The following is a 19,709-nucleotide window of genomic DNA, read 5'->3' as shown; positions in this document are numbered from 1 at the left end:
TTCTCCTCACACTCTGGGCACTCACGCCAGACGGAACGGTTGTGATTACTCATTAGTTCGATTCCTCTTCTTCTTGAACCTCGTTTTGGTCTTCAATCACGGCCTCGACAATCTTCCTAATTTCTTCCTTGCTCAACTGGTTTAGTTGCACAGAATCGATATAGTTGATGCTCGAATTCCCTGAATCCTCAAACTCAAATGAGTCTATTTGGATGCTGATTTCCATCCCAGTATCCTCTGAACCTGATATTTCTTGGTACAGCCAGTTTGCTAAGATTCCTGCGGTAACACCGCTTCCGAATTGGATTATCAGGTCAGCACTAAACGGAGGTGTTTGTGCTCCAGTCCGTTTCTTAACTTGAACCGCTTCGCCACTCGATAAGGCAACATCAGTCCACTCGTGAAATTCAACACTCGAAAAGGGTGCTTGGTCCGTGTCTTGACCTACGAGTGTAAGGTGAAGTTGATTGGTCATAGTTGTAATTCGAATCCCATGTCTAATTCCTGTGAGGGTGGTTATTGGGAGTGCTCTAACTTCATAACAGGGTTTCAGTTTGCTTCTTCCAATTCGGTCGTGTGCTCGGGGTTCTCCCGCAGCTTTGAGAACGAGACGTAGCGATGCCCTTGGACGAAAGCAACCGTCCGGTCAGAATCACTCGCAGTCTTGTCGTTCTTCACCGGGCGGTTGAGTTCGATACCGTACTGTAGGAAGATGACTTTCTCCGTCTCACCGTGCCGTTCGGATTCCTCCCTGCGAAACTGCGTTACTGCGTCAAGCAGTTGCTCTCGCTGTGACTGCGAGAGGTCGGGGTGATTTCGTACCGTCTCCTCGGTGAGTTCGATGCTCTCGATAGCATCTGTCACTGATGGGACTGCCGTTTTGATTTCGCCGTCAGTGTAGAACGCGAGATGGTCAACGGGCTTGAACGACCGATTCGCCTGGCAGAAGTATAGCCCTTGCTCCTGATACTCGGGCCATGCCTTGCGAGCCGCGACGACCAACACACGGTCCTCCTTGCCGCTCACGAGGTCTTCGTCGTAGAGGAAGCGACTGAGTTCGCGGAGTAGGAACGCTTCACGTTCTGTGGGGACGGACATACTCGCCTCGGCGTTCCCTACGTCTCGTTCGAGCACCGTCTCTATGGTATCAATGAGCGAGTCGAAGTTGGCCCACACGATGCGCTCGTCATTGATTGCGGCCACCTCGTCAGGGAGTCGAGCATCAGGGGTCAGAACGATGAGACGCTGTAGTTCCGCTTCATCCTCGTCGAGCGCATGAAGATGGTTTTCGAGTTGTTCCTTGTCCACAGCATCCCGACTCGTTTTCGTCTCGAACCAGAGCGCGGTCGAACTCTTGATTGCAGCATCCGGCACCGAGTCAACGCCTGTCACCTGATTATCGAACGAGACGAGCGACAGGTCGGATTCGTCCGTCAGTGCTTCCAAAATATCCTCTGCTAACTGATTGTTGACGTGCTCAAGGACTGCGATGACCGTTGATGTAACCCGGTTCTCGCCTTGCGTGTACGTCGAGAAGAGTGGATTTGGCATGCAACGACATACAGACACCTATTTCAAAAGTTATCGGTCGATTCTGCTATCTCAGGCTTTCTCACGGTTTAACCAGATTTTAGCGAGAGGAGGAGATTTATGTCGTTCGGGCTGGACTGTTTTAACAAGCAATTCCCAGAGTGCCTCCGTTGGCTCTAGCACTACGGGAGGTAACCATGACTCCAAGCATCCGACACAGCGCGGACGCTCCGACAGAGGACGCAATTCTGTCTAAAATTGAGACCGCGTTAGACAACGTTCTTGACGACATGGGCCTACCTCGACAAGAGGAAGCCCACGTAAAGCGGCAGAAGTATCTCTACCTCACAATCGACGATTTCACAGAGGATGACGACAACCCCATTACCTATAGTTGGTTCAAGTGGGGTGTGAGTTGTAAAGGCGGGCCAGGTAGCAACGGTCCTGGACAAACGCTATGGACTGACCCTACACTTGCGTATCCGCTTCTCGAAGCACAGTTGCCCGAGCTTGAGGACTTCCTCAGGGATGGTATTGAACATCTTCAGCTTCAGGAATGGTGGGTGGCTGACTTCTTTGATTTTCTTGAGCAGTTCTATACCCACCACGCGCCGGATGAATATCGCCAGTTGTATTTAGCAAATCTCGATTTGCTCCGTATCATCGATGACATTTCAGCCGCTGTCTACAACCGTCGAGACCCTGCGAGAACAGAGACATATGAAGAAGTAATTGAGAGAACGAGTGATTTGAATCAGGAGATACTCGCTGTCGACCATTTGGAAGACCGTTATCGGTACACTTCCGACTTCACGAATCTGTTCGAAGATGTCGTTATGATGCTTGTTGAGTTGGAAGGTCAAGACTTGGAAAGAGGTCATAACACCGTGATTTCTGAGCTTAAGAATTTCTATCGTGACCACGTCTGGCTCATGGTTGCACATAAAATTTCGCTTCATACGGTAGTGGGCCCAAACGCAGATACAATACGAGAAGATTCGAATAATAACTTGACGAGGCTGCGCTCTCAGTTCGATGAAGAACTCACGCAAAACAGACGGCGATGTGACGCTATGAATCTCCTCCCATCGGTGGATGAGTATCCTGACTTCGGTACTAGTTCAGACGATGAGACAGACGAATTTGAAGAGAAGTTTGACGAGCTTATGACGGTTGTTGATGGACGAGATAATGAGTAGTTCACTTGAGGCCTCACAAATCGATTTCTCAGAGGCGTTTTCGGATACATCGGTTCTCTTCAATTACACTTTCGACCAAGATGATGGCGAAGCTAAGGAGCTTCTCTTCGACCACGATTGCGACGATATAGTAAGTTCTTCAGTTCGAGATGAGTACAAGAACGTTCGTGACCGTCGAAAGAGCATCGTAAAATCGATGCTCAAAGCTCAGGGACGGGGTGAATTCGACGACTGGGAGCCTCCCTCTCATATCAATTTGGGAGGACATGATTTAGACTACATGATTAGCCTGATGGAAGAACTACACTCGTTAAATTCCAACAAACTTCGAAAACGGCTCAAAATCGAGGAACGGCGCATCATAAGAGGGTGGCAAACTCTATTTGAATCCCCTGATGAGTATATTGACTTAGTATGGCAGTGTGAACGTGCCCCCACGATATTAGCCAACATACGGTCCACAGTTAATCACGAGAATGATAGCCAAATTCTCTGTGAGGCAGTTGATTGGGCCAGTAACGGCGGGACAGGGACAGTAGTAGCCGCCGACCATGATGATATGATATCTAACCGCGAAGAGATATCTGACACATTGGATGCCATTACTGGAGCCTCAGATTTGACGTTGCTGACAACGGATGAGTTCCTCGACTTAGACAACAGCTCTTAGCCCAATCAGACCATCAAACAGCGATTGCGGGTCTTTCAGTCGTCACATCCATCGTTACTATCCATATGCCTAGGTGCCTCCAGTCATAATTGTCTGTTGTGAGACACGAATGAGTGACGAAGAGCCACAGCAGACCGAGTGGGAGACGGAGGTTGGGTTGTCCGAAGAGACGACCTATGTTGCGATTTACCCCAGTCGCAAGCACGCAGAACAGTGGATGGAGGAAGCGGAGGAGCAGGGTTACGGAAGTCGGTCGAAGTATCTCTACGAACTGATACAAGAGGCACGCGCTGCCCGTCAAGAAGGGTTCCTCGCGTACAGTCAGAACGAGTCGAAGGTCGAAGAACTACAACTGCAAGTCGAGCAGTTGCAGGATGAACTCGAAGACGCTCGTAACTCTGAACCCGGCGAAATCGATATCGAACACGAGGAGTTCGTCACTGCGTTCCTCACCGACCGCTACCAGGAGTTCGAAAGTATCCTCAAGGACGTGACGGGAAGCGGCGTCCTCACTGGCATCGTCAAAGACGCGGTCGAGGAGCAACTGTTCGACCTCGCGGAAGAGGACAAGGTCGAATACAAACAGGGGTATGGGTGGCGGCTCGCTCACGACGACGCTGACACGGAGGCGGTCGAAGCATGACGGGGAAGACCCGCGAGAAGATTTACGAGAACAAGCACGATGCGGTCAACGACTTCATCCAGCGTAAGGAGGCCATGGGTCGTAGTCGGAGGACGCTCAACGCCTACTCCCGAACCCTGAAATCGTTCTTCCACGAGGAGTTCCCCAACCTCGCGCCCGAAGACGTAACGCCGGAACATATCGAGGACTACGTCAGCACGCTTGCCGCCCGCGACCTGTCGCAGAACACGAAGCGGCGCTACCTCGAATCGCTGTCGTCGTTCTACGGGTGGACGATGAAGCGCCCGCGCTTCGAGGACATCACGGGGAACCCGGCGGCGGTCGTCCTCGAAGAAATCCCGCAGAAGTACCGCGAGCGCCCTGACTGCGCGACGTGGGAGAGTGCGAAGAAAATCGTCCACAATATCGCCGACCCGCGGAACAAGGCGATTGCCGTCATTCTCGCAAAGACAGGTTGCCGGATTCGAGAGGCGCTCGAAATCGAACAGGACGACCTGATGCTCGACGACGGATTCATTCGCCTGCGAGAACGCAAGGGCGGTAGTCAGACGGTCGTCCCGGTGGACGAGGAGGTGAAGCACGCCATCAAGCGGTATCGACTTGTTCGCCCAGACAATGACTCCGAGTACCTGTTCCTGAGCATCCAAGGCAACCGCGTCCAGACGACGCAGGTGCAGCGGGCTGTCCGTGACGCTGCGGTCAGAGCAGGAGTGATGGACGAGGGCGAAACCCGTTTCCACAGGAAGTTCACCCCGCATACATTCCGAACCGTCTTCACCACCCTGATGCGCAACCAGGGGATGAAAGACCACATCCTCCAGTATATCCGGGGAGACAGCAATAACCGAACAATCGACGTGTATACTCGTGTCTCTCGTGACGAGGCGAAGCGCGAGTACCTCGAGTGCATCGAGTCACTCGACCTGTAGCCCTCCCTTCGTAGAGGAATACGCGGAGACGCGAAGAAGCTCGTTCGTCTGACGGTCGACGGCATGAGTCCCTGTGTTCCTTCGGACATCTACTGAAACCCAAGAGACGACGGCGTCTTGTGTCTGAGAGGATACGAGATGTTGACGGGACGAACGTTCGGCAAAATTCTGCGTGATGTGCTACTCCCGACACCTGCTCGTCTGCGATATCCACGCTCGTCGCTATGCCTGCCTTCGCGTCTCCGACAAGACGCGCAACGCTCTCCCTGTTCGTGACCCCGGCCCCTACGATGTAACAGATGGAACGTCCTCTGTCAGAGCGAGGTGTCTGCTTCGTCTCACAGGAATCGTTTCTCAACCCGGTTTGAGGAATTCGAGGACGTTATCGGTGACATGCAAGAGTCCCACAGCGGTAGTCCGACGACGAGCACCCCGAACCAGTAGATGAAGAGGGCTATGTCGAGAGGATGCGGGAGCGCAGTGATTGGCAGGCCCACTGCGTTGAGCCCGATGGCGAGCAGGAACGAAACGAACCCGAGGACGTTCAGGAAGCCAACGGCGCGACGAGGTGACTCGAACGGACCACGAGGAGAAGACCAATCCCACGAGTCGCCGTCCATCGAGGTCTCCCTGTCGGTCGTGTCTGGCTCATGGTTGTCTCCGACTGCGGCACCACACTCGGGACAGTACGAAGCGTCGTCGGCAAGCTCTGAACCACACCGTTGGCAGTAGTCAGGCATGCCACGGCGCTCGGAGAAGACGTTGGTAGGTGTGGTGGCGAATTTTCTATTCCGAAATCCTACAAATCGCTGATATAGACATTCTCCTTCTTACTGTGTGACTCGTCTCTCCACTAGTCCGAGTCGTTGTCTCTGTGTTCACTTCGTGGAGACCGAAGAGCAAGGTGGTGCGCTTGCGTTCGTTACCTGTGGTCCCCGTGTTCCATCGCCTCCGCTCTGCTATTGCTTAGACTGTAAGCATCTGCGTTAGACTAGGTTTGAGCTATTTAACGGCGTAGGGGAAGACAGGTGCCAGAGAAAATATGTTGTTCAACTCCATGAGCTAATCGGTCACTATTGGCCTTCGTTTACAGCTAAAAAAGCTAGCTACGTAAGTAGCTAGTAAAAAACTCGATTCGACCGAGTATCGATGAGGTGGAGAATACGGCGTGCTATCTTCTAGCATGTCAAGGCTTCTTCCTAAGCACGGGGGCATTTTTGGCTCGTACGTGTAATCCGAGGTGGTCTCTCACTCTTAGGCGTGAAGTCACGAGATTCAGTCGGGTTGCGGTCGGTTCGCTGGAAGGCTTCACGGACACAGAGGGTATCGAAAATGTCCAAAACCCAATCCCACGACGGACGAAACGAACAACAAACAACCTCCGAGACGGACGCTCCGTTCAGCCGCGACCTCGGGGAGCGCAACCGTGCTATCCCCTCTAACGTCCTCTCCGTGAATCTCTCGCAGTGCTCCGACGACGAACTCGCGGAAATGTACGAGTCGGCGAAGTCAACGTATTCAGACGACGAGATAGAGGAGATGCGAAAGCAGTCGCTACGCCGTTCTAACGGCGAACTTGCGGAAATGCGGGAATCGGCGAGAACGAGGTGCGCCGGCGACGAGGCGGACCGGGCGCGAGAACGAGCCCTACGAGGTCACGCAGACGAAGAGTTCGCTCGGCGCTACAATCGAGTGCGGGGCGGGCCGGTCAGACCCGAAGAAGTGAATCTGGTTGCAGCACCCGACGAACTGGTAGCTCCGCCTTCCCTGACGTACTACGACGTGCGGAAGGTCATCTCCGAGGAGTTCGGCGAGGAGGGCTGGGCCGTGATGAAGCCGCTCTTAGCGACCCACGCAGCGCTCCTGTTCGACGATATCGAGTCATCCCGAGCGATGATGATTGAGGGTCAGTCGGGCGTGGGTAAGACGATGCTGCTCAAGACGTTCGGAGGGCTCGACAAGCAATTCTGTCGCCGCTCCGGCATCACTCCCGCCTCGTTCGTGAGCGCGGGACCGTCGAAGTCCAAAGATGACCCCGACAACGACGACTTGCTCCCGCAACTTGAAGGTCGGACGCTCGCCGTAAGGGACGCGCAAACTCTATTCACGGGCAGTGAGCAGACCGTCCGGAGTCGATGGGGGAAGTTGGCGCGGATTATGGACGGCGACGGGTACTACCGCCATACCGCGACTCACGGCAAAGTCGGGTACGACGACATCCGATTCAATTTCATCGGTGCGACGACTCCGCTTGACCCGCGTGCCTGGAACGTGATGGGCAATGTGGGGCAACGTCTGCTCTTCGTCGAGTGGCCCGAGGAGGACTACGAGGACGGGTGGCTCACCTCTGTAGTTGACGGGGGTGAGCGACAGCCTATCGAACGTGGCCGAGAAGTCGTCCAACAGTTCCTAAACGACCTCTGGGAATACCATGGCGGCTCATCAAGCGTTGCATGGGACGACGAGCGTCCGAATGAAGTCATGGAGGTGATTGAATATCTCGCCAAAGTCGTCATCTACGCTCGCGCTTCAATCACGAATGGAGAGCCGCAACGCGAGGCCCCGAAGCGAATCGGGCAGCTACTCCACGACCTCGCCCGTGGTCACGCGCTCATCCACGGCCGCACCCGACTCGAGCTCGGAGATGTCGAAGTGTGTGGCAGAGTCGCTCTGAGTACGATGCCATCGAAGCGCCGGGAAATCGTCCGAGCGCTTCTCGACCCGAACAGGGACGCCCCACTCACCGCCAGCGATGTGGAGACGATTCTGGACGTGAGCCGGCCGACCGCCCGCGACCGTATTGACGACGTGGTGGCTCTCGGCTTCGGGGAAGTCGTTGAGGCAACCGGACGCGGTGGGACCACGAAGGCGGTCGAGGTAAATTCGGAGTTCCGCTGGCCTGACGGAGTCCCGTTCCCCGAGTTCTAGCGACTCACGGCTCTGTATTTTCTCGACTCCAGTCTCGTGAAGCTGAAAATATTTTAGAGTACCCACGCTTGACGCGCCGGAATCGTCAATCGACCAGTCTGCAACCCCGAATGTAGGGTTTAGTCGTCACAGGTACGTGTTGTTCGAGGATTCTTTCAGCTTCGCATCTACAGAGGTCGCAGTTTGGAACCGCACGACATAGACGGAAATCATTCGTGAACTGTCTCAACCAAGAGACTTACAATCGACTACGGGAAAATCCGCTATCAAAACTATCAGATATTTGAGCAAACTACTTCCGTGCTGGTCACTTACCCTGACTCAGAATGAGTCTGGAACTGTATGAGCAGTTTGCACGGCAGTCGTCCGTCGAGTCGTGCAAGGAAGAAGGTGATGCGGTGGGAGCGTATCGCCCGATGGTTGTTGACCGTCTGCTGAGGCATCTAGAACGAATTGCCGATACTGGGGATATCGACGGGTGGCTGGATTACGTTGACCCGGAGCTCACGTATAACGAAAACAAGGCCAAGCTGAAACGCGAGGCTAGAGCCGAAGGACACGACACACCATTCAAATGCGACAGAGAAGGGTACGTCTCGAAGATGCTGGCCAAACAGGAAGAGTATGAACAGGAGATGAAAGAGGAACGAGATAGCCAACGAGCCCGAGAGGAGATGTACCGTAATTCGATGCGCTAAGTCGCCTATTGCAGCAACCGAAGACGCTAGGGGTCTCTGCGGTTCCTCGCTCGTTCTGATGTATCCCTCGGGGCATCCCGTTGCCCCTGCTTCTCGTGCGAGTCTCTTCGGTCTGCGATGAGAGACAGCCGTTCGTTAATCTGATTTGTCGAGAGTGAGGCTATCTGCATCAACTTCGCCAGCAAGAAATCGCTCTCCAAGGTCAGTGAGACGGTAGTTTGAGGCATCAGCCCGTTGTAGCAGTCCTGCATCTGTTAGCTTCCGACACCGCCGAGATATGTACTCCTGCGTGTAATCGATATTCGCGGCGATAACGCTGGGAGATGCGATTATGTCCTTCTCGTGTAGAAACTCCAGTACTCGTTCGTCCGCCTGCGTCATCCAGTCAACCCGTGGTCGCATTTAGTGACTAGAATACAGGGTTTGACTGCTTCAGAGGGTGTCAAAACGTGGTTGGCAGCATCGAAATCTAGTTCTTTAGCCACAGTTTCTTGTGGTTAATGCTAAGTTGGTGGGGATGTTCTGTCGAGCTAATGGACTTGGGCCGGCGCGTACTCGAACAGCAGGAGTCTCGGTATGCTGAAGAGGAAGACCTGTACGAGGAAGAGGTCGCCCGGCTCGAATCGTTACCAACCGCTTTCGAGGAGGGTGAATGGTCGCGTGAGGATTTGGAGTGGATAATCGAGTGGAAGGTCGGCGTCTTCACGAAACCAACGTTGAAGCACCTCCGCAAGAATGGCGATGAAGAGATTCGAGCGCGCATCGAGGAAGCAGTTCACGAGGCGAGTATTCGGTCCAAGGTTGAGGCTCTCACCTCGTTGACTGGTATCGGCATCCCGGTCGCCTCAGCGATTCTTCTATTCATCAACCCGAATCGGTTCACTGTGATTGATGAGCGTGCATGGAACGTGCTACAAGAGACGGGATACCTCTCACAGGACCTTTCAGATGACCCGACGATTGAGGAGTACCTACTGTACCTCGGTGCTTGCTGGGCGCTTGCCAACGAGTACGACGTGAGTCTCCGAACACTCGACATGGCGCTGTGGGCGCTCGACATTAACAATTGACTGTCACCACCGACTAAATACCGAAAACAGCAATTTACAACGCATGGACGACCCCGAACGTCCCGGTCCCGACGCTGACGCCTCCGAGATAGCGGAGTGGATGGAGGACGATTTCGGGCGAGCCGTGGCTGACGGAGTCGAGAACGCGAGCGGTGAAGACGAGCAGGAGGTTGTCGAGGTTGAGATTATCAATCACAAGCGGGGCGAAGTCGTCGGGACGATAGACACGGACGGGAACCTCGACACGGAGAGTGAGGCGCTCAGAAGCGTCTCACAGGAGTATCTTGAGGAGGGCGTCCCCGTACTGGTCCCCACGACCTACGAGAACGAGGACGGTGAGACAGTTCATGCCGACGCGGAGGTGCTGGTTGAGCCGGGAAGCAGGGGGTTTGTGCGGGCGTTCGTTGACGAACTCCCCGGTCCGTTCGACTGTGACACGGAGGCTCTTGCCGACCTGCCGGTGCACGACGTAGAACAGGACTAATCGCACAGCAAACCCTTCTATTCCGAAAATCGAAATTCGTAGGCATTGGAGATTCCTGTTTTCAGAGCGAGCCCGGCTCTACGACTAGTCCATCATCTCGTCAAGAGACGCGGGGGCTCTGCGGTTCGAGATACAATCCGATGTATCCCTCAGCCCCTCGCCACAATACCGCGTCTCGTCGAAGTCTCTCGGTCTGTCCGTTAGTCGACGGTGAGGAGGTCCGTCACTTCGTCCTGCAACGCTGCAAACGTCTGCTCTGCTGCATCGAGGTTCGGGCTGCCTGTAATCACGACACGACCAGAAGCGAAGAGTAGAACTACGCTATCAGCACCAGATGGCCGGTAAATCAATCCGGGGAACTGCTCAGGCTCGTATTCGGTCTTTTCGAGGCCAAGTCCGATTGCGAGCGCATTGAGATTCAACGATTCTCCCAGTTCTGCGGTGCAGACGAGATTCTGAATTCGGAACCACTCGTCATCGGGCGCTGTAATCATCCCGTTGTCGGCAAGTAGGTTGAGAAAGCGTTCCCGTATCGCATGTGCCTCATCCTCTGAATCTGCCCCGGTTACGATGTATTTTCCAGTTCGGTAGACGGTGATGAGTGGAGCGTCTTCCTCAAATCGCAGATACATGCCGGGATACTTGTCGGGGTCGTACTCAGCGATGGGACCGATATCGGCAGCGACCCTCTCCAAATCAAACTCGGCGTCCAGTGACCCCGATCCGACCACGTTGACGATTTGGACCATTCTAGGCTTAGTGACGTCTCGTGCGGTAATGTTTGTCTGTCATGTTACAAATTCGTACTGGTATGCGGTCGTAGGGGATTGCCAGAGTAAGCCTGTTCTGGCGCTAGTACTACCGAATTGGAGTCAACGCTTGGTGATTATTTGCATGCTTTTCTCATGGTTATGGAGTGCATCTAAGAGTTGCTCAGTATTATTCTCTGAAAGGGCTTGGAACCCACGCCGAATGGGTAGTCGAACCGGATCGTCCGTCTGCTCTGGATCAGCCACCTCGTCAAGCGGAAGTTCGTAGACGGGATCTTCCCAGGTTACATATACCTGATAAGGGAAGCGACCACCCCACGCATGTTCGACGATGTTCATTGTTCCATCGGTAGCGGCCTCGAACGGTCCCATTAGGATATCGGTCTTGTGGTTGTGGAGGAAGAGGGTGTCGCCTTCATGGATGTCGTCGACCATCTCGTGGTTACCGAAGAGCTGCCGGGAGAGACACTCCTTCTCCGTGCCCGGGTCGCAGAGGAACTTCCACATGGGGTCTAGTCCGAGAGGGCTGTTCTTTAAACGGTCTATCTAGTTCACGAGGGTTCGAGTGAGCACTCCCAGAAAGCCGATGAACCATCAAAATCTGCATCCTTTAAGTCAAACACTCTTTGTTGGGGTGAACGATGAAGGTTAGAATGGGAAATTTCGATCTTGGGAGTGCCTACTCCCATAGATACTCTTAAGGACCTGGGTCCTGTCGTCTCGAACGGAAGATGAGCGAGACGGACTATCACTACAGCCCCATCGTCCAAAAGGCGGAGGAGCGGGGCTATCTGACCGTAGACGAGGAGAACGACCGGATCGAATACCATTGTGGTGATCCGTACGAGGATGACTACAGCGACCCAGAGGAGAAGGTACGGGCGGTCACCTACTCGTGGCTGATCATCGAGATGGAGTACGCAGCCGAGTGTATCGCGGTCGAGTTCAACGTGCCTGACCGCGTGCCGACGAAGTTCGTCGACATCGTCGTCTTCGAGGGGGAGGACATGACCGAGCCCTACATCGCGGCGGAAAACAAACCCGTCGAAACTTCGGAGTCTGACTTCGAGCAGGCCATCGAGCAGGGGTACGGCTACGCTAACTCGCTCGGGGCTGAGTTCCTGCTGATAGACAAGTGGGACGAATCAGTCGTCTACAAGGTCGGCGGATTCGGCGGAATGCAGCGCGAGGAGAACCGGCTGGGAAGCAAGGAAGAGAAGCTCCCGGCCGGGTACGACGAGGAGCCGGACTGGAAGCTGATCGCCGGGTCTGACAACGACATCTCGCCCTCACCTGTCGGCGAGCTGGAGAAGAAGATTCGGCGCACGCACGCAGAGATCTGGAGCGGTGGGAAGCGCGACCCGCTGACCTCGTTCGATGAGTGGTCGAAGCTCCTGTTCGCCAAGGTGTACGACGAGGGGCCGAAGGACGGGGAGCCCCGGATGTTCCAGCGTGGTATCGGGATGTCCGACTCGCAGGTCGCCAATAACGTCCACGACCTGTTCGAGGAGGCGAAAGAAGAACACCCGACCGTGTTCCCCGACGACGCCACGATCGAACTGCCGGCGGAGAAGGTGGCCGACATCGTGGACATTCTGCAGGAGGAGGCCATCACCAGCCACGACCTCGACGGGATCGGCCGGGCGTTCGAGGAGTTCTTCGGCCAGATCTTCCGCGGTCAGCTGGGCCAGTACTTCACGCGCCGGGAGCTGACCCGGTACATGGTGGCGACAGTCGACCCGAGCGGAACGGACTTCATCCTCGACCCGACGGTCGGGAGCGCCGGGTTCCTGATCGAGGCGTACTTCCAGCTCTACCACGACGTGCTGTCGGGCGACGACGCCTCGCGCCAGAAGGTCGAGGAGGCGATCAACTTCGGTCAGAGTCACCTGTACGGGATCGAAATCCACGAGACGCTGTCGCGGATCGCGAAGACCAACATGATCCTCCACAAGATGTCCCCGAAGAACATCGAGGGGGATCGGTCGTGCCTCGACACTGAGTTTGACCTGGATCGTCTCAACGGAGAGAGCTTCGATGTCGTCATCGGCAACCCGCCCTTCGGCGACTCGGTCGAGTCCGGAGACCGCGACCGGCTGGGGTCGAACAAGCTGAACAGGTTCGACCTGAAGAAGGGGTCGAAAATCAAGACAGAGATCGCCGTCATAGAGCGGGGGATCGAGTTCCTGAAACCCGGCGGGACGCTCGCGTTCGTCGTTCCCGACGGGCTACTGAACAACTACTCCGAGCGGTCGAACTGCCCCCAACTCCGTCGTCACCTCATCCGGAAAGGGAAGATCAAGGGAGTCACGTCGCTCCCTGAACACACCTTCACGAAGGCAGGCGCCCAGAACAAGACCTCCATCCTCTTCTTCGAGAAGTACACCAAGGAGGAGAAGAAGGAGTTCGACGAGGCCTTCGACCGCGTACTCGAGGAACAGGAGATCGACGACTTCGAAGACCTGACCGGGAGCGAGAAGTGGGACGTGATGACCGACGTGGTCGACGCGAACGACTACCCCGTGTTCCTCGCCGAGGCTGAGGAGATCGGGTACGCGCCGACCGGAGAGAGCGTCGACCGGAACGACCTGTACACGCTAGACGAGGACGGCAACCTCGACCTCGATGACGATGAGACCATCATCGCCCAGTACCACGATTTCCTCGACGACCCCACGGGCTACGAGGGGGCTGACGAGCCGGAGTCCATGTCGATCATGGCCTCCGAGATGTTCGGCCGTCGCGACGACGGCCGGATCGACCCCAAGTACCACCTATTCCAGCAACAGGCCCACGAGGACGCTCCGGACGGGATGAAGAAGCTCCGTCTCGGCGACGTGCTGAACGAGCGCGACGAACGCGTCGACCCGACGAGTCACCCCGACACGACGTTCAAAGTCCCTACCGTGACCCACGACGGGGACATGGAGGAGCGAGAGGCCGGCAAGGGCCGGAACCCCGTGATGTGGAAGGGCCAGTACTTCACCGGCTCGTCGCGGTGGCACTACATGTACGAAGGCGACATCGTCTACTCGCAGATCGACCTCTGGAAGGGGGCCATCAGCACGGTCGGCGAGGACTTCGACGGCGCCATCTGCACCACCGAGTTCCCGGTCTACCGGGTCGTGGACGAGGACGAGCTAGACCCGCACTACCTAAAGCTCCTCCTCCGCAGCGAGTACTTCCAGAAAGCGATCCGAGCCATCGTCACCGGTCACTCGAACCGTCGACGGACGCAACAGGACGACTTCGAAGACCTCGAGATTTTCATCCCCGAGATCGAGGAGCAACGGAAGATCGCCGCCGAGTTCGCCCAGCGGCAGGAGCAGATCGAGAAGGCCGAGAACGAGCTGAACGACCTCCGCGGCCAGCTCGACAAGGCCGTCACCGGCGAACTCTCGATCGACGAGATCATCGAGGAGGAGACGGACGACGTGCCGGCCTCGCAGGCTCAGTCGAGCCAGATGGACGACGACTGATCCGCGGCAGTCGTCGACCGTCTACTCGAACTGCTGATCGAATCGTGCGCGAGCCTCCTCAGAGGAGACGCGTCGGTCGTCCGACTTGTGCGTCACCGTGTCTCGGCCCCAGCCGCACTCCTCGTTGGGCGCAGCGCAATTGAACCAGTATTCTTCGTCCTGTCCGTTCCCCTTGCAGATCGTCACGATATCGGATTGGCACTCAGGACAGTCGCGGTCTTCCAGCCGAATGTGTCTGTAGTCAGATCTCATGTATTAACTGATTAGTTGTGAACGAGATGGTGTCCGTAGCGTTCATTATCGGGTTGTTCCGTTTTCGAATATAGACCTTCGCTAGTCCAGCGGGTCCTTTCTCTTCCACTACTTGCTGTCTGGTCGTCGATGGCTTGAATAACCGTCGAACAGTCGATATGCATTGCTTGCTCACCTTGTGGGTAAGCGCGGGCACGTGCCCATAGCACGTGTCCACCTCCTTCGGTAGCGACCCGCGCTCATTGTCGATTGCGCAGACTACACCCCTATAATTTCCGATATCTGATACTTCTCCGAGACTAGTATACTTGTTTACTTTTACAGAGCGTACTCGATTCCTCTTGCGGTAGTGTCATAAATGGAGAACAGGGAAGTGGCGAAATTATATTCAAAGTCGGTATTCGACTCCCCTATGTGACCTCTCAGAGTGTACTCTATTCGCTTTTAATGACGACTGTCCTTTCTCAGAGGGTAGCAGACGCGATTCTATGACGTTCGTGCACTTCTCCTCGCAAATGTGTGGATAGAAAGCCGGCCTCGGCACTCATAGGGCTCCGCATCACCGAGTGCCTAGTTCGGTTCGGAACGGTGCCGTCGTCATCGGCCACCTCGCTCTCGCCTCGCAACCGAGTAATCACCATCGGTCTCGCCCGCCCCGCAACCGACTCACTCACGACTTCTCTAACACGGACACGTCGATGCGGGGATACTGCACGCCGCCCGAAATCGAGCTTTCGCCGGCGACGACGCCCCAGAGCCGGACGCGCTCGTCGGCGAGCAGTCGAAAGCCGATGTCGTCGTCGAAAAACCGGCCGGTCGGCCAGCGAGCGACCACGTCGCCGCTGAGTCGTCCCCGGTCGTCCTCGACGGCGACGAGCGCCAGTCGGACCTCGTCGCGTTCCATCGTCTCCTCGACGCGGCCGGCGTAGGTGACGGCCGTCCCCGTGTACGTCTCGGGGCGCTCCCGGAGGTCGGCGTAGGGAATCGTCGTCGCGTTCGCCGGCGTCGAGACCGCAGTCGTTCGGTTCGGCAGGGTCGACACCTCCGAGAGCGGCTGTGGCGTCGGGACCGACCACTCGACGGGCGGGAGGCGCACGTCCGGGAGGCGGGCGTCGAGCCATGCCACACGGCGGGCGACCGCGGCGCGGAGTTTCGGGGACCGCTGGACGAAATCGGAGACGCGCTCGACGGCGAGGTAGGTGACGAGGCCGCCGGCGACGTAGGTGCCGACCTTCGTGAGTGCCTCGCGGCGGGTGAGTCGGTCGGCCGCGTCGTTCTCGTCGGCCTCATCGTCTTCTGGGTCTTCGGCGTCGTCGTCGCCCTCGGAGCCGAGACCCCCGCCCTCGCCGTCGCTCGCACCGTCTCCCTCGGCGGCGAGGTCGCGGACGAACGACTCGACGCCCGTCTCGCGGATTTCGACGGCGATGGCCGGCGCGTCGAGGACGACGAGCCCGGGGCGGTGGGCGTCGGGTGCGACGCGGCCGCCGCCGACCGCCGCCACGTAGGGTTCGATACCGGCGCGCTCGCACCGCCGGACGAACGCGCTCGCCTTGTCCGCGGTGACAGTTCCCGTCGACGTCATCCAGATTCGGAGCTCGCGTTTCGCGCCCTCGGGCGTCTTCCCGACAGCGTCCACGTGCACGTCAGGACCGCGGAAGCGGACGCGCGTCTGGTAGCCCCGCGCCCTCCAGACGCGCTCGAAGACGGCGGCGAGTTCGACGTCGGTGCGGTCCGAAACGACCGACGTGAGACGGGGAGCTGTCATTGCGTCCGAGGTGCCGGGCGAGGCTGTTAGGTGTTTGCGCCCGGTTCTCGGCGTTGAGAACGCGCGGCCTCGGGAGCGGGCACGGACGCCGCCTCAGCCGAGGAATCGGACGGCGGCGTCGGCGGCCATGTAGCCGAGCCACTTCGACCACGTCACCACGAACCCGGGGAGGCGGCTGTCGAACGCCCCCGAGACGTAGGCGTACGACCCCGCCGCGCCGGGGAAAATCGTCGTCATCCAGCCATAGTTGAGCGCGATACTCATCGCCAGCAGCCCCGAGAGGACGACGACGAGGATGACGCTCGGTCCCGTCGTCGAACTCGCCGTGCCGAGGGTGACGAACAGCCCCGCGCCGAGGGTGCCCGCGCCACGGTGCTCACCGCGCCGAACAACCCGATGTCCCGCGAGAGGCTCCGTCCGTCGTTCACGTCTATCGATGACATGCTATCACATGGGTCAGTTGTCGCGTAAAGTACCCCTCCCTCTCATGAGTGGGGTGAGCGCCGACCCGTCGGCTTTCGGCCCGGAGAACCGAAACGCGGCGTCAGTAGTCTCCGAGCAGTTTCGATTCGGCTTTCCGGAGGTGTTCGAGGAGCGTCGCCTTCGAGATGTCCAACTCCGCCGCCAGCGACGCCGCGCTCACCTCGCGGGGCCACGTGTAGTAGTCGCGGCGGCGGCCCAACTCGTACACCTCGCGCTGGCGTTCGGAGAGCGCGTCGGTGCGGAACATGCCGCCGCCGTCTTCGGGTGCGGTGATGAGTTCCACGTCGATGTCGGCGTTTCGCTCCGCTCGAATCTCCTCTAGCCGCTCGTGGACCGTCTGGCGCGTCTCGTGGACGAGCACGGTCCAGCGCTCGCGGCCGCCCTCCATCCGAACCGGCTCGTCGGGGATGAACCCGCGGGAGACGAGGGCGTCGTTGATGGAGTTCCCGAGGTCGTAGCGGACGACGATACCGCGGGCCGCGCTCCCCGGCACCCCGGCGTCGCCGTCGTGGTCGTCGGTCTCCCACACCGACTCGGTCAGTGGGGACTCGCGGACGGCTGCGAGCAGGTCGTCCACCTCCTCGACCGTGTCGGCGTAGGCGGTGAAACGCCCGTTGGCGAGGCCGTCTATCTCGTGGACGCCGTAACCGAGCAGGCCGCCGCTCGTCTCCGCGGTCACTTGGAGCGTCCAGCAGTCGGGGTGCCAGATGTCGAGACAGACGCGAACGCCCTGCGCACCCTCTCGTGCCATTCGTTGGCATGGAAGGGTGCTCGCCGGGCAAAAAGGTATCCCACCTGACGCGACGGGCCGCGACGGCCGAGAGGGCGGACGGCCGCGGCAGTCGCGCCCGTCTGCGGCCGGTCGTGGTACCTCGCGGCGTTACTCGATTCGCTCGCGCGCCGCGGCGACGAGCAGCGGGAGCATGATGGTCGCGTCGCCGAGGACCGTCGTGTTGCGGGCGTCCTTCTCCAGTTTGCCCCACGAGCGCGCCTCGTCGAGCGTCGCGCCCGAGAGCCCGCCGGTCGCGGCGGGGTCCATCGTAATCTGGACGCCGTAGTCGTACGCGCCGGGCGTGACGAGCATCGTCTGGAGCGTGAAGTTCTTCGGGACGCCGCCGCCGACGAGGAGACAGCCGGCCGTGTCGGCGTCGTACGCGAGGTCGGTCAGCGGCGTCATGTCGGCCAGCGCGTCCAGCGAGAACGACGAGGTCTGCGAGTACATCCACGCCTGCAAGCCGAGGACGGAGTCCTGCACCGCCGGACAGTAGATGGGCACGTCGGCCTCGTAGGCCGCGGCGGCGACGCCGGCGTCCTCCTCGATTCCCTCGCGGTCGTTGACCTCGCTGTTGGCGCGACCGAGTTCGCGGCAGAGGGCGGCGATGCTGACGGTCCCCTCCGCTTCCAGCGCCGGGAACACCTCGTCGCGAAGGTGCGACTCGAACAGCGCGAAGTGCTCCTGCGGGAGGTAGACGTTGTAGATGCGGTCGACCTCCTCGTCGCGGAGCGTCTCGTCGTGCTCGCGTTCGGTCTTCTCGCCGTGGTGCTCGGCTCCGTGTTCCCGCGAGCCGTGCGAGGGGGAGCTGGACGGGTCCGGATGGGCCCGTCCGTGGTGGTGCTTGCCACCGATGGCCTCGATGGCGTCGTGGGTGAGGTTCGCGCCCGTCGTCACCAGCGCGTCGACGTGGCCGTCGCGGATGAGGTCGGAGACGACCTTGCGCATCCCGGTCGGGACCATCGCGCCGGCCAGCGACATGAACACCGTGCAGTCGTCGTCGGCCAGCATCTCGGCGTAGATGTCGGCGGCCTCGTGTACGTCGGCCGCGCCGATGCCCGCGTGGCCGTACTGCTCGACCAACTCGCCGACGGTCATGCCGCCGCGGACCTCGGCGTGGCCCAGCGGGTCGTGTTGGAACTCCTCGCGGTCCGGCATCTCGTAGCCGTCATCGTCGTGGTCGCTCATGCGAGGGAGTGCGTCGGCCGAGCGTTTGAACGCCCCGGTCCGACGAGGCCGTGCCGCGGGTTGGCAGGCGTTCGCTCGGCCTTACAGCCCGGTCGGATGGCTGACGTACTCGGTTTCGAGCCCCCACTCGTCTGCGAGGTCGCGCAGGCTTCGCACCCCGAACGTCTCGGTCGCGTAGTGGCCCGCGAGGAACACCGAGACGCCGGCCTCGCGCGCCTCGTGGTACACCTTCTGTTTGCCCTCGCCGGTGACGAGCGCGTCGACGCCGCGGTCGATGGCTTCGTCCAGCCAGTCGACGCCGGAGCCGGTGACGACTCCGACCGACGAAAGCTCGTCGGGGCCGAAGTCGAGGACGGTCGTCCCCGCGCTCCCGTCGAGTTCGTCGAGCGCCGCCCGAATCTCGTCGGCCGTCTGCGGCGACTCGAAGCTCCCCGTCTGCCCGATGTGAATCGGGCCGAGCGAGCCGAACGGCTCGGTGTCCCCGAGGTCGAGGTGGTCCGCGACGCCGGCGGCGTTGCCGAGTTCCTGATGGCCGTCAAGCGGGAGGTGCGAGACGTAGAGCGCGAGGTCGCCGCGAACCAGCGGCTCGATGCGGTCGAAGTCGCGGCCGGTCACTCGGTCGAGGCCGCCCCAGACGAGGCCGTGGTGGACGACGAGCAGGTCGGCGTCGGCGTCGAGCGCGGCGTCGATGGTCGCCTCCGCGGCGTCGACGGCGAAGGCGACTTTCTCGACCGATTTCTCGTCGGGGCCGACCTGCAAGCCGTTGGCGCTGGCGTCCACGTCGGCGAAGTCGTCGGTCGCGAGCGTCTCGTCGAGTCGGGCGACGATGTCGGAGAGCTGCATACCGGG

The 19,709-nt window shown here is 58.7% G+C and carries 19 protein-coding genes and 1 pseudogene; 9 read left to right on the top strand and 11 right to left on the bottom strand.

Going from position 1 to position 19,709, the window contains the following annotated elements:
- Positions 1-52: 52 nt before the first annotated feature.
- Both DVK03_RS19710 and DVK03_RS11755 read right to left on the bottom strand, forming a co-directional pair.
- The gene (locus DVK03_RS19710; protein ID WP_147301742.1) at positions 53-475 is read right to left on the bottom strand and encodes a hypothetical protein; all 423 of its coding nucleotides are present in this window, start codon (positions 473-475) and stop codon (positions 53-55) included.
- 74 nt (positions 476-549) lie between these two features.
- A complete protein-coding gene (locus tag DVK03_RS11755) occupies positions 550-1,551 on the bottom strand; it encodes a hypothetical protein (protein WP_115803024.1) in 1,002 nt (333 codons plus the stop codon).
- A gap of 176 nt (positions 1,552-1,727) precedes the next feature.
- Between DVK03_RS11755 and DVK03_RS11750 the strand changes: the two genes are divergently transcribed.
- The 4 genes from DVK03_RS11750 (at position 1,728) to DVK03_RS11740 (ending at position 4,971) form a co-directional block, all read left to right on the top strand.
- The gene (locus DVK03_RS11750) at positions 1,728-2,729 is read left to right on the top strand and encodes a hypothetical protein (RefSeq protein WP_115803023.1); all 1,002 of its coding nucleotides are present in this window, start codon (positions 1,728-1,730) and stop codon (positions 2,727-2,729) included.
- A complete protein-coding gene (locus tag DVK03_RS19705) occupies positions 2,710-3,399 on the top strand; it encodes a hypothetical protein (protein ID WP_147301741.1) in 690 nt (229 codons plus the stop codon). Before DVK03_RS11750 ends, DVK03_RS19705 begins: the two co-directional genes overlap by 20 nt.
- A 109-nt stretch (positions 3,400-3,508) precedes the next feature.
- On the top strand, positions 3,509-4,042 hold the full coding sequence (locus DVK03_RS11745; protein ID WP_115803022.1) for a hypothetical protein: 534 nt from the start codon (positions 3,509-3,511) through the stop codon (positions 4,040-4,042).
- Positions 4,039-4,971: a tyrosine-type recombinase/integrase gene (locus DVK03_RS11740; protein ID WP_115803021.1), complete on the top strand. Its 933-nt coding sequence runs from the start codon at positions 4,039-4,041 to the stop codon at positions 4,969-4,971. Before DVK03_RS11745 ends, DVK03_RS11740 begins: the two co-directional genes overlap by 4 nt.
- A 338-nt stretch (positions 4,972-5,309) precedes the next feature.
- On the opposite strand, the gene DVK03_RS11735 is transcribed toward DVK03_RS11740, so the two are convergent.
- Positions 5,310-5,711, bottom strand: coding sequence for a zinc ribbon domain-containing protein (locus tag DVK03_RS11735; protein ID WP_115803020.1), 402 nt, complete (start codon positions 5,709-5,711; stop codon positions 5,310-5,312).
- A 592-nt stretch (positions 5,712-6,303) separates the two neighbouring features.
- On the opposite strand from DVK03_RS11735, the gene DVK03_RS11730 reads away from it, so the two are divergent.
- Both DVK03_RS11730 and DVK03_RS11725 read left to right on the top strand, forming a co-directional pair.
- The gene (locus DVK03_RS11730) at positions 6,304-7,899 is read left to right on the top strand and encodes a hypothetical protein (RefSeq protein WP_115803019.1); all 1,596 of its coding nucleotides are present in this window, start codon (positions 6,304-6,306) and stop codon (positions 7,897-7,899) included.
- A gap of 326 nt (positions 7,900-8,225) precedes the next feature.
- On the top strand, positions 8,226-8,597 hold the full coding sequence (locus tag DVK03_RS11725) for a hypothetical protein (RefSeq protein WP_115803018.1): 372 nt from the start codon (positions 8,226-8,228) through the stop codon (positions 8,595-8,597).
- Between the two features lie 135 nt (positions 8,598-8,732).
- Here the strand turns inward: DVK03_RS11725 and DVK03_RS11720 are convergent, their stop codons facing one another.
- On the bottom strand, positions 8,733-8,999 hold the full coding sequence (locus DVK03_RS11720; protein WP_115803017.1) for a MarR family transcriptional regulator: 267 nt from the start codon (positions 8,997-8,999) through the stop codon (positions 8,733-8,735).
- 131 nt (positions 9,000-9,130) lie between these two features.
- Here DVK03_RS11720 and DVK03_RS11715 point away from each other — a divergent pair, with 131 nt between their 5' ends.
- On the top strand, positions 9,131-9,667 hold the full coding sequence (locus DVK03_RS11715) for a hypothetical protein (RefSeq protein WP_115803016.1): 537 nt from the start codon (positions 9,131-9,133) through the stop codon (positions 9,665-9,667).
- A gap of 43 nt (positions 9,668-9,710) precedes the next feature.
- Positions 9,711-10,151, top strand: coding sequence for a hypothetical protein (locus DVK03_RS11710; RefSeq protein WP_115803015.1), 441 nt, complete (start codon positions 9,711-9,713; stop codon positions 10,149-10,151).
- Between the two features lie 200 nt (positions 10,152-10,351).
- On the opposite strand, the gene DVK03_RS11705 is transcribed toward DVK03_RS11710, so the two are convergent.
- Complete coding sequence (locus DVK03_RS11705; protein WP_115803014.1) at positions 10,352-10,900, bottom strand: TATA-box-binding protein; 549 nt, start codon at positions 10,898-10,900, stop codon at positions 10,352-10,354.
- A 123-nt stretch (positions 10,901-11,023) separates the two neighbouring features.
- On the bottom strand, positions 11,024-11,428 hold the full coding sequence (locus tag DVK03_RS11700) for a hypothetical protein (RefSeq protein ID WP_115803013.1): 405 nt from the start codon (positions 11,426-11,428) through the stop codon (positions 11,024-11,026).
- A gap of 224 nt (positions 11,429-11,652) precedes the next feature.
- On the opposite strand from DVK03_RS11700, the gene DVK03_RS11695 reads away from it, so the two are divergent.
- A complete protein-coding gene (locus tag DVK03_RS11695; protein ID WP_115803012.1) occupies positions 11,653-14,400 on the top strand; it encodes an N-6 DNA methylase in 2,748 nt (915 codons plus the stop codon).
- Positions 14,401-15,322: 922 nt separating this feature from the next.
- Here DVK03_RS11695 and DVK03_RS11685 read toward each other — a convergent pair.
- The 5 genes and pseudogenes from DVK03_RS11685 to DVK03_RS11665 all read right to left on the bottom strand — a co-directional run bounded on the left by DVK03_RS11685 (position 15,323) and on the right by DVK03_RS11665 (position 19,703).
- On the bottom strand, positions 15,323-16,417 hold the full coding sequence (locus DVK03_RS11685; RefSeq protein ID WP_115803010.1) for a hypothetical protein: 1,095 nt from the start codon (positions 16,415-16,417) through the stop codon (positions 15,323-15,325).
- A 108-nt stretch (positions 16,418-16,525) separates the two neighbouring features.
- Positions 16,526-16,860 (bottom strand): annotated as a pseudogene (locus tag DVK03_RS11680) (amino acid transporter); the annotation flags it as partial.
- Positions 16,861-16,961: 101 nt separating this feature from the next.
- Positions 16,962-17,651: a helix-turn-helix domain-containing protein gene (locus tag DVK03_RS11675; RefSeq protein ID WP_115803009.1), complete on the bottom strand. Its 690-nt coding sequence runs from the start codon at positions 17,649-17,651 to the stop codon at positions 16,962-16,964.
- Between the two features lie 129 nt (positions 17,652-17,780).
- Entirely contained in the window at positions 17,781-18,860 is a 1,080-nt protein-coding gene (locus tag DVK03_RS11670; RefSeq protein WP_004062654.1) for a deoxyhypusine synthase, read from the bottom strand.
- A gap of 81 nt (positions 18,861-18,941) precedes the next feature.
- Complete coding sequence (locus tag DVK03_RS11665) at positions 18,942-19,703, bottom strand: Nif3-like dinuclear metal center hexameric protein (protein WP_115803008.1); 762 nt, start codon at positions 19,701-19,703, stop codon at positions 18,942-18,944.
- Positions 19,704-19,709 lie beyond the last annotated feature (6 nt).

The organism is Haloferax sp. Atlit-109R (genome assembly GCF_003665865.1).
Classification (GTDB): domain Archaea; phylum Halobacteriota; class Halobacteria; order Halobacteriales; family Haloferacaceae; genus Haloferax; species Haloferax volcanii.
The sequence above is the reverse complement of the archived record's forward strand: the minus strand, read 5'-3'. Positions and strand labels throughout refer to the sequence as shown.

Excerpts from the sequence above, each read along its gene's own strand:
- DVK03_RS11715 (WP_115803016.1), top strand. The coding sequence starts at position 9,131 with ATGGACTTGGGCCGGCGCGTACTCGAACAGCAGGAGTCTCGGTATGCT.
- DVK03_RS11670 (WP_004062654.1), bottom strand. The coding sequence starts at position 18,860 with ATGAGCGACCACGACGATGACGGCTACGAGATGCCGGACCGCGAGGAG.
- DVK03_RS11675 (WP_115803009.1), bottom strand. The coding sequence starts at position 17,651 with ATGGCACGAGAGGGTGCGCAGGGCGTTCGCGTCTGTCTCGACATCTGG.
- DVK03_RS11750 (WP_115803023.1), top strand. The coding sequence starts at position 1,728 with ATGACTCCAAGCATCCGACACAGCGCGGACGCTCCGACAGAGGACGCA.
- DVK03_RS11725 (WP_115803018.1), top strand. The coding sequence starts at position 8,226 with ATGAGTCTGGAACTGTATGAGCAGTTTGCACGGCAGTCGTCCGTCGAG.
- DVK03_RS11710 (WP_115803015.1), top strand. The coding sequence starts at position 9,711 with ATGGACGACCCCGAACGTCCCGGTCCCGACGCTGACGCCTCCGAGATA.
- DVK03_RS11735 (WP_115803020.1), bottom strand. The coding sequence starts at position 5,711 with ATGCCTGACTACTGCCAACGGTGTGGTTCAGAGCTTGCCGACGACGCT.
- DVK03_RS11755 (WP_115803024.1), bottom strand. The coding sequence starts at position 1,551 with ATGCCAAATCCACTCTTCTCGACGTACACGCAAGGCGAGAACCGGGTT.
- DVK03_RS19710 (WP_147301742.1), bottom strand. The coding sequence starts at position 475 with ATGACCAATCAACTTCACCTTACACTCGTAGGTCAAGACACGGACCAA.
- DVK03_RS11745 (WP_115803022.1), top strand. The coding sequence starts at position 3,509 with ATGAGTGACGAAGAGCCACAGCAGACCGAGTGGGAGACGGAGGTTGGG.
- DVK03_RS11685 (WP_115803010.1), bottom strand. The coding sequence starts at position 16,417 with ATGACAGCTCCCCGTCTCACGTCGGTCGTTTCGGACCGCACCGACGTC.
- DVK03_RS11720 (WP_115803017.1), bottom strand. The coding sequence starts at position 8,999 with ATGCGACCACGGGTTGACTGGATGACGCAGGCGGACGAACGAGTACTG.
- DVK03_RS11700 (WP_115803013.1), bottom strand. The coding sequence starts at position 11,428 with ATGTGGAAGTTCCTCTGCGACCCGGGCACGGAGAAGGAGTGTCTCTCC.
- DVK03_RS11740 (WP_115803021.1), top strand. The coding sequence starts at position 4,039 with ATGACGGGGAAGACCCGCGAGAAGATTTACGAGAACAAGCACGATGCG.
- DVK03_RS19705 (WP_147301741.1), top strand. The coding sequence starts at position 2,710 with ATGGACGAGATAATGAGTAGTTCACTTGAGGCCTCACAAATCGATTTC.
- DVK03_RS11730 (WP_115803019.1), top strand. The coding sequence starts at position 6,304 with ATGTCCAAAACCCAATCCCACGACGGACGAAACGAACAACAAACAACC.
- DVK03_RS11705 (WP_115803014.1), bottom strand. The coding sequence starts at position 10,900 with ATGGTCCAAATCGTCAACGTGGTCGGATCGGGGTCACTGGACGCCGAG.
- DVK03_RS11695 (WP_115803012.1), top strand. The coding sequence starts at position 11,653 with ATGAGCGAGACGGACTATCACTACAGCCCCATCGTCCAAAAGGCGGAG.
- DVK03_RS11665 (WP_115803008.1), bottom strand. The coding sequence starts at position 19,703 with ATGCAGCTCTCCGACATCGTCGCCCGACTCGACGAGACGCTCGCGACC.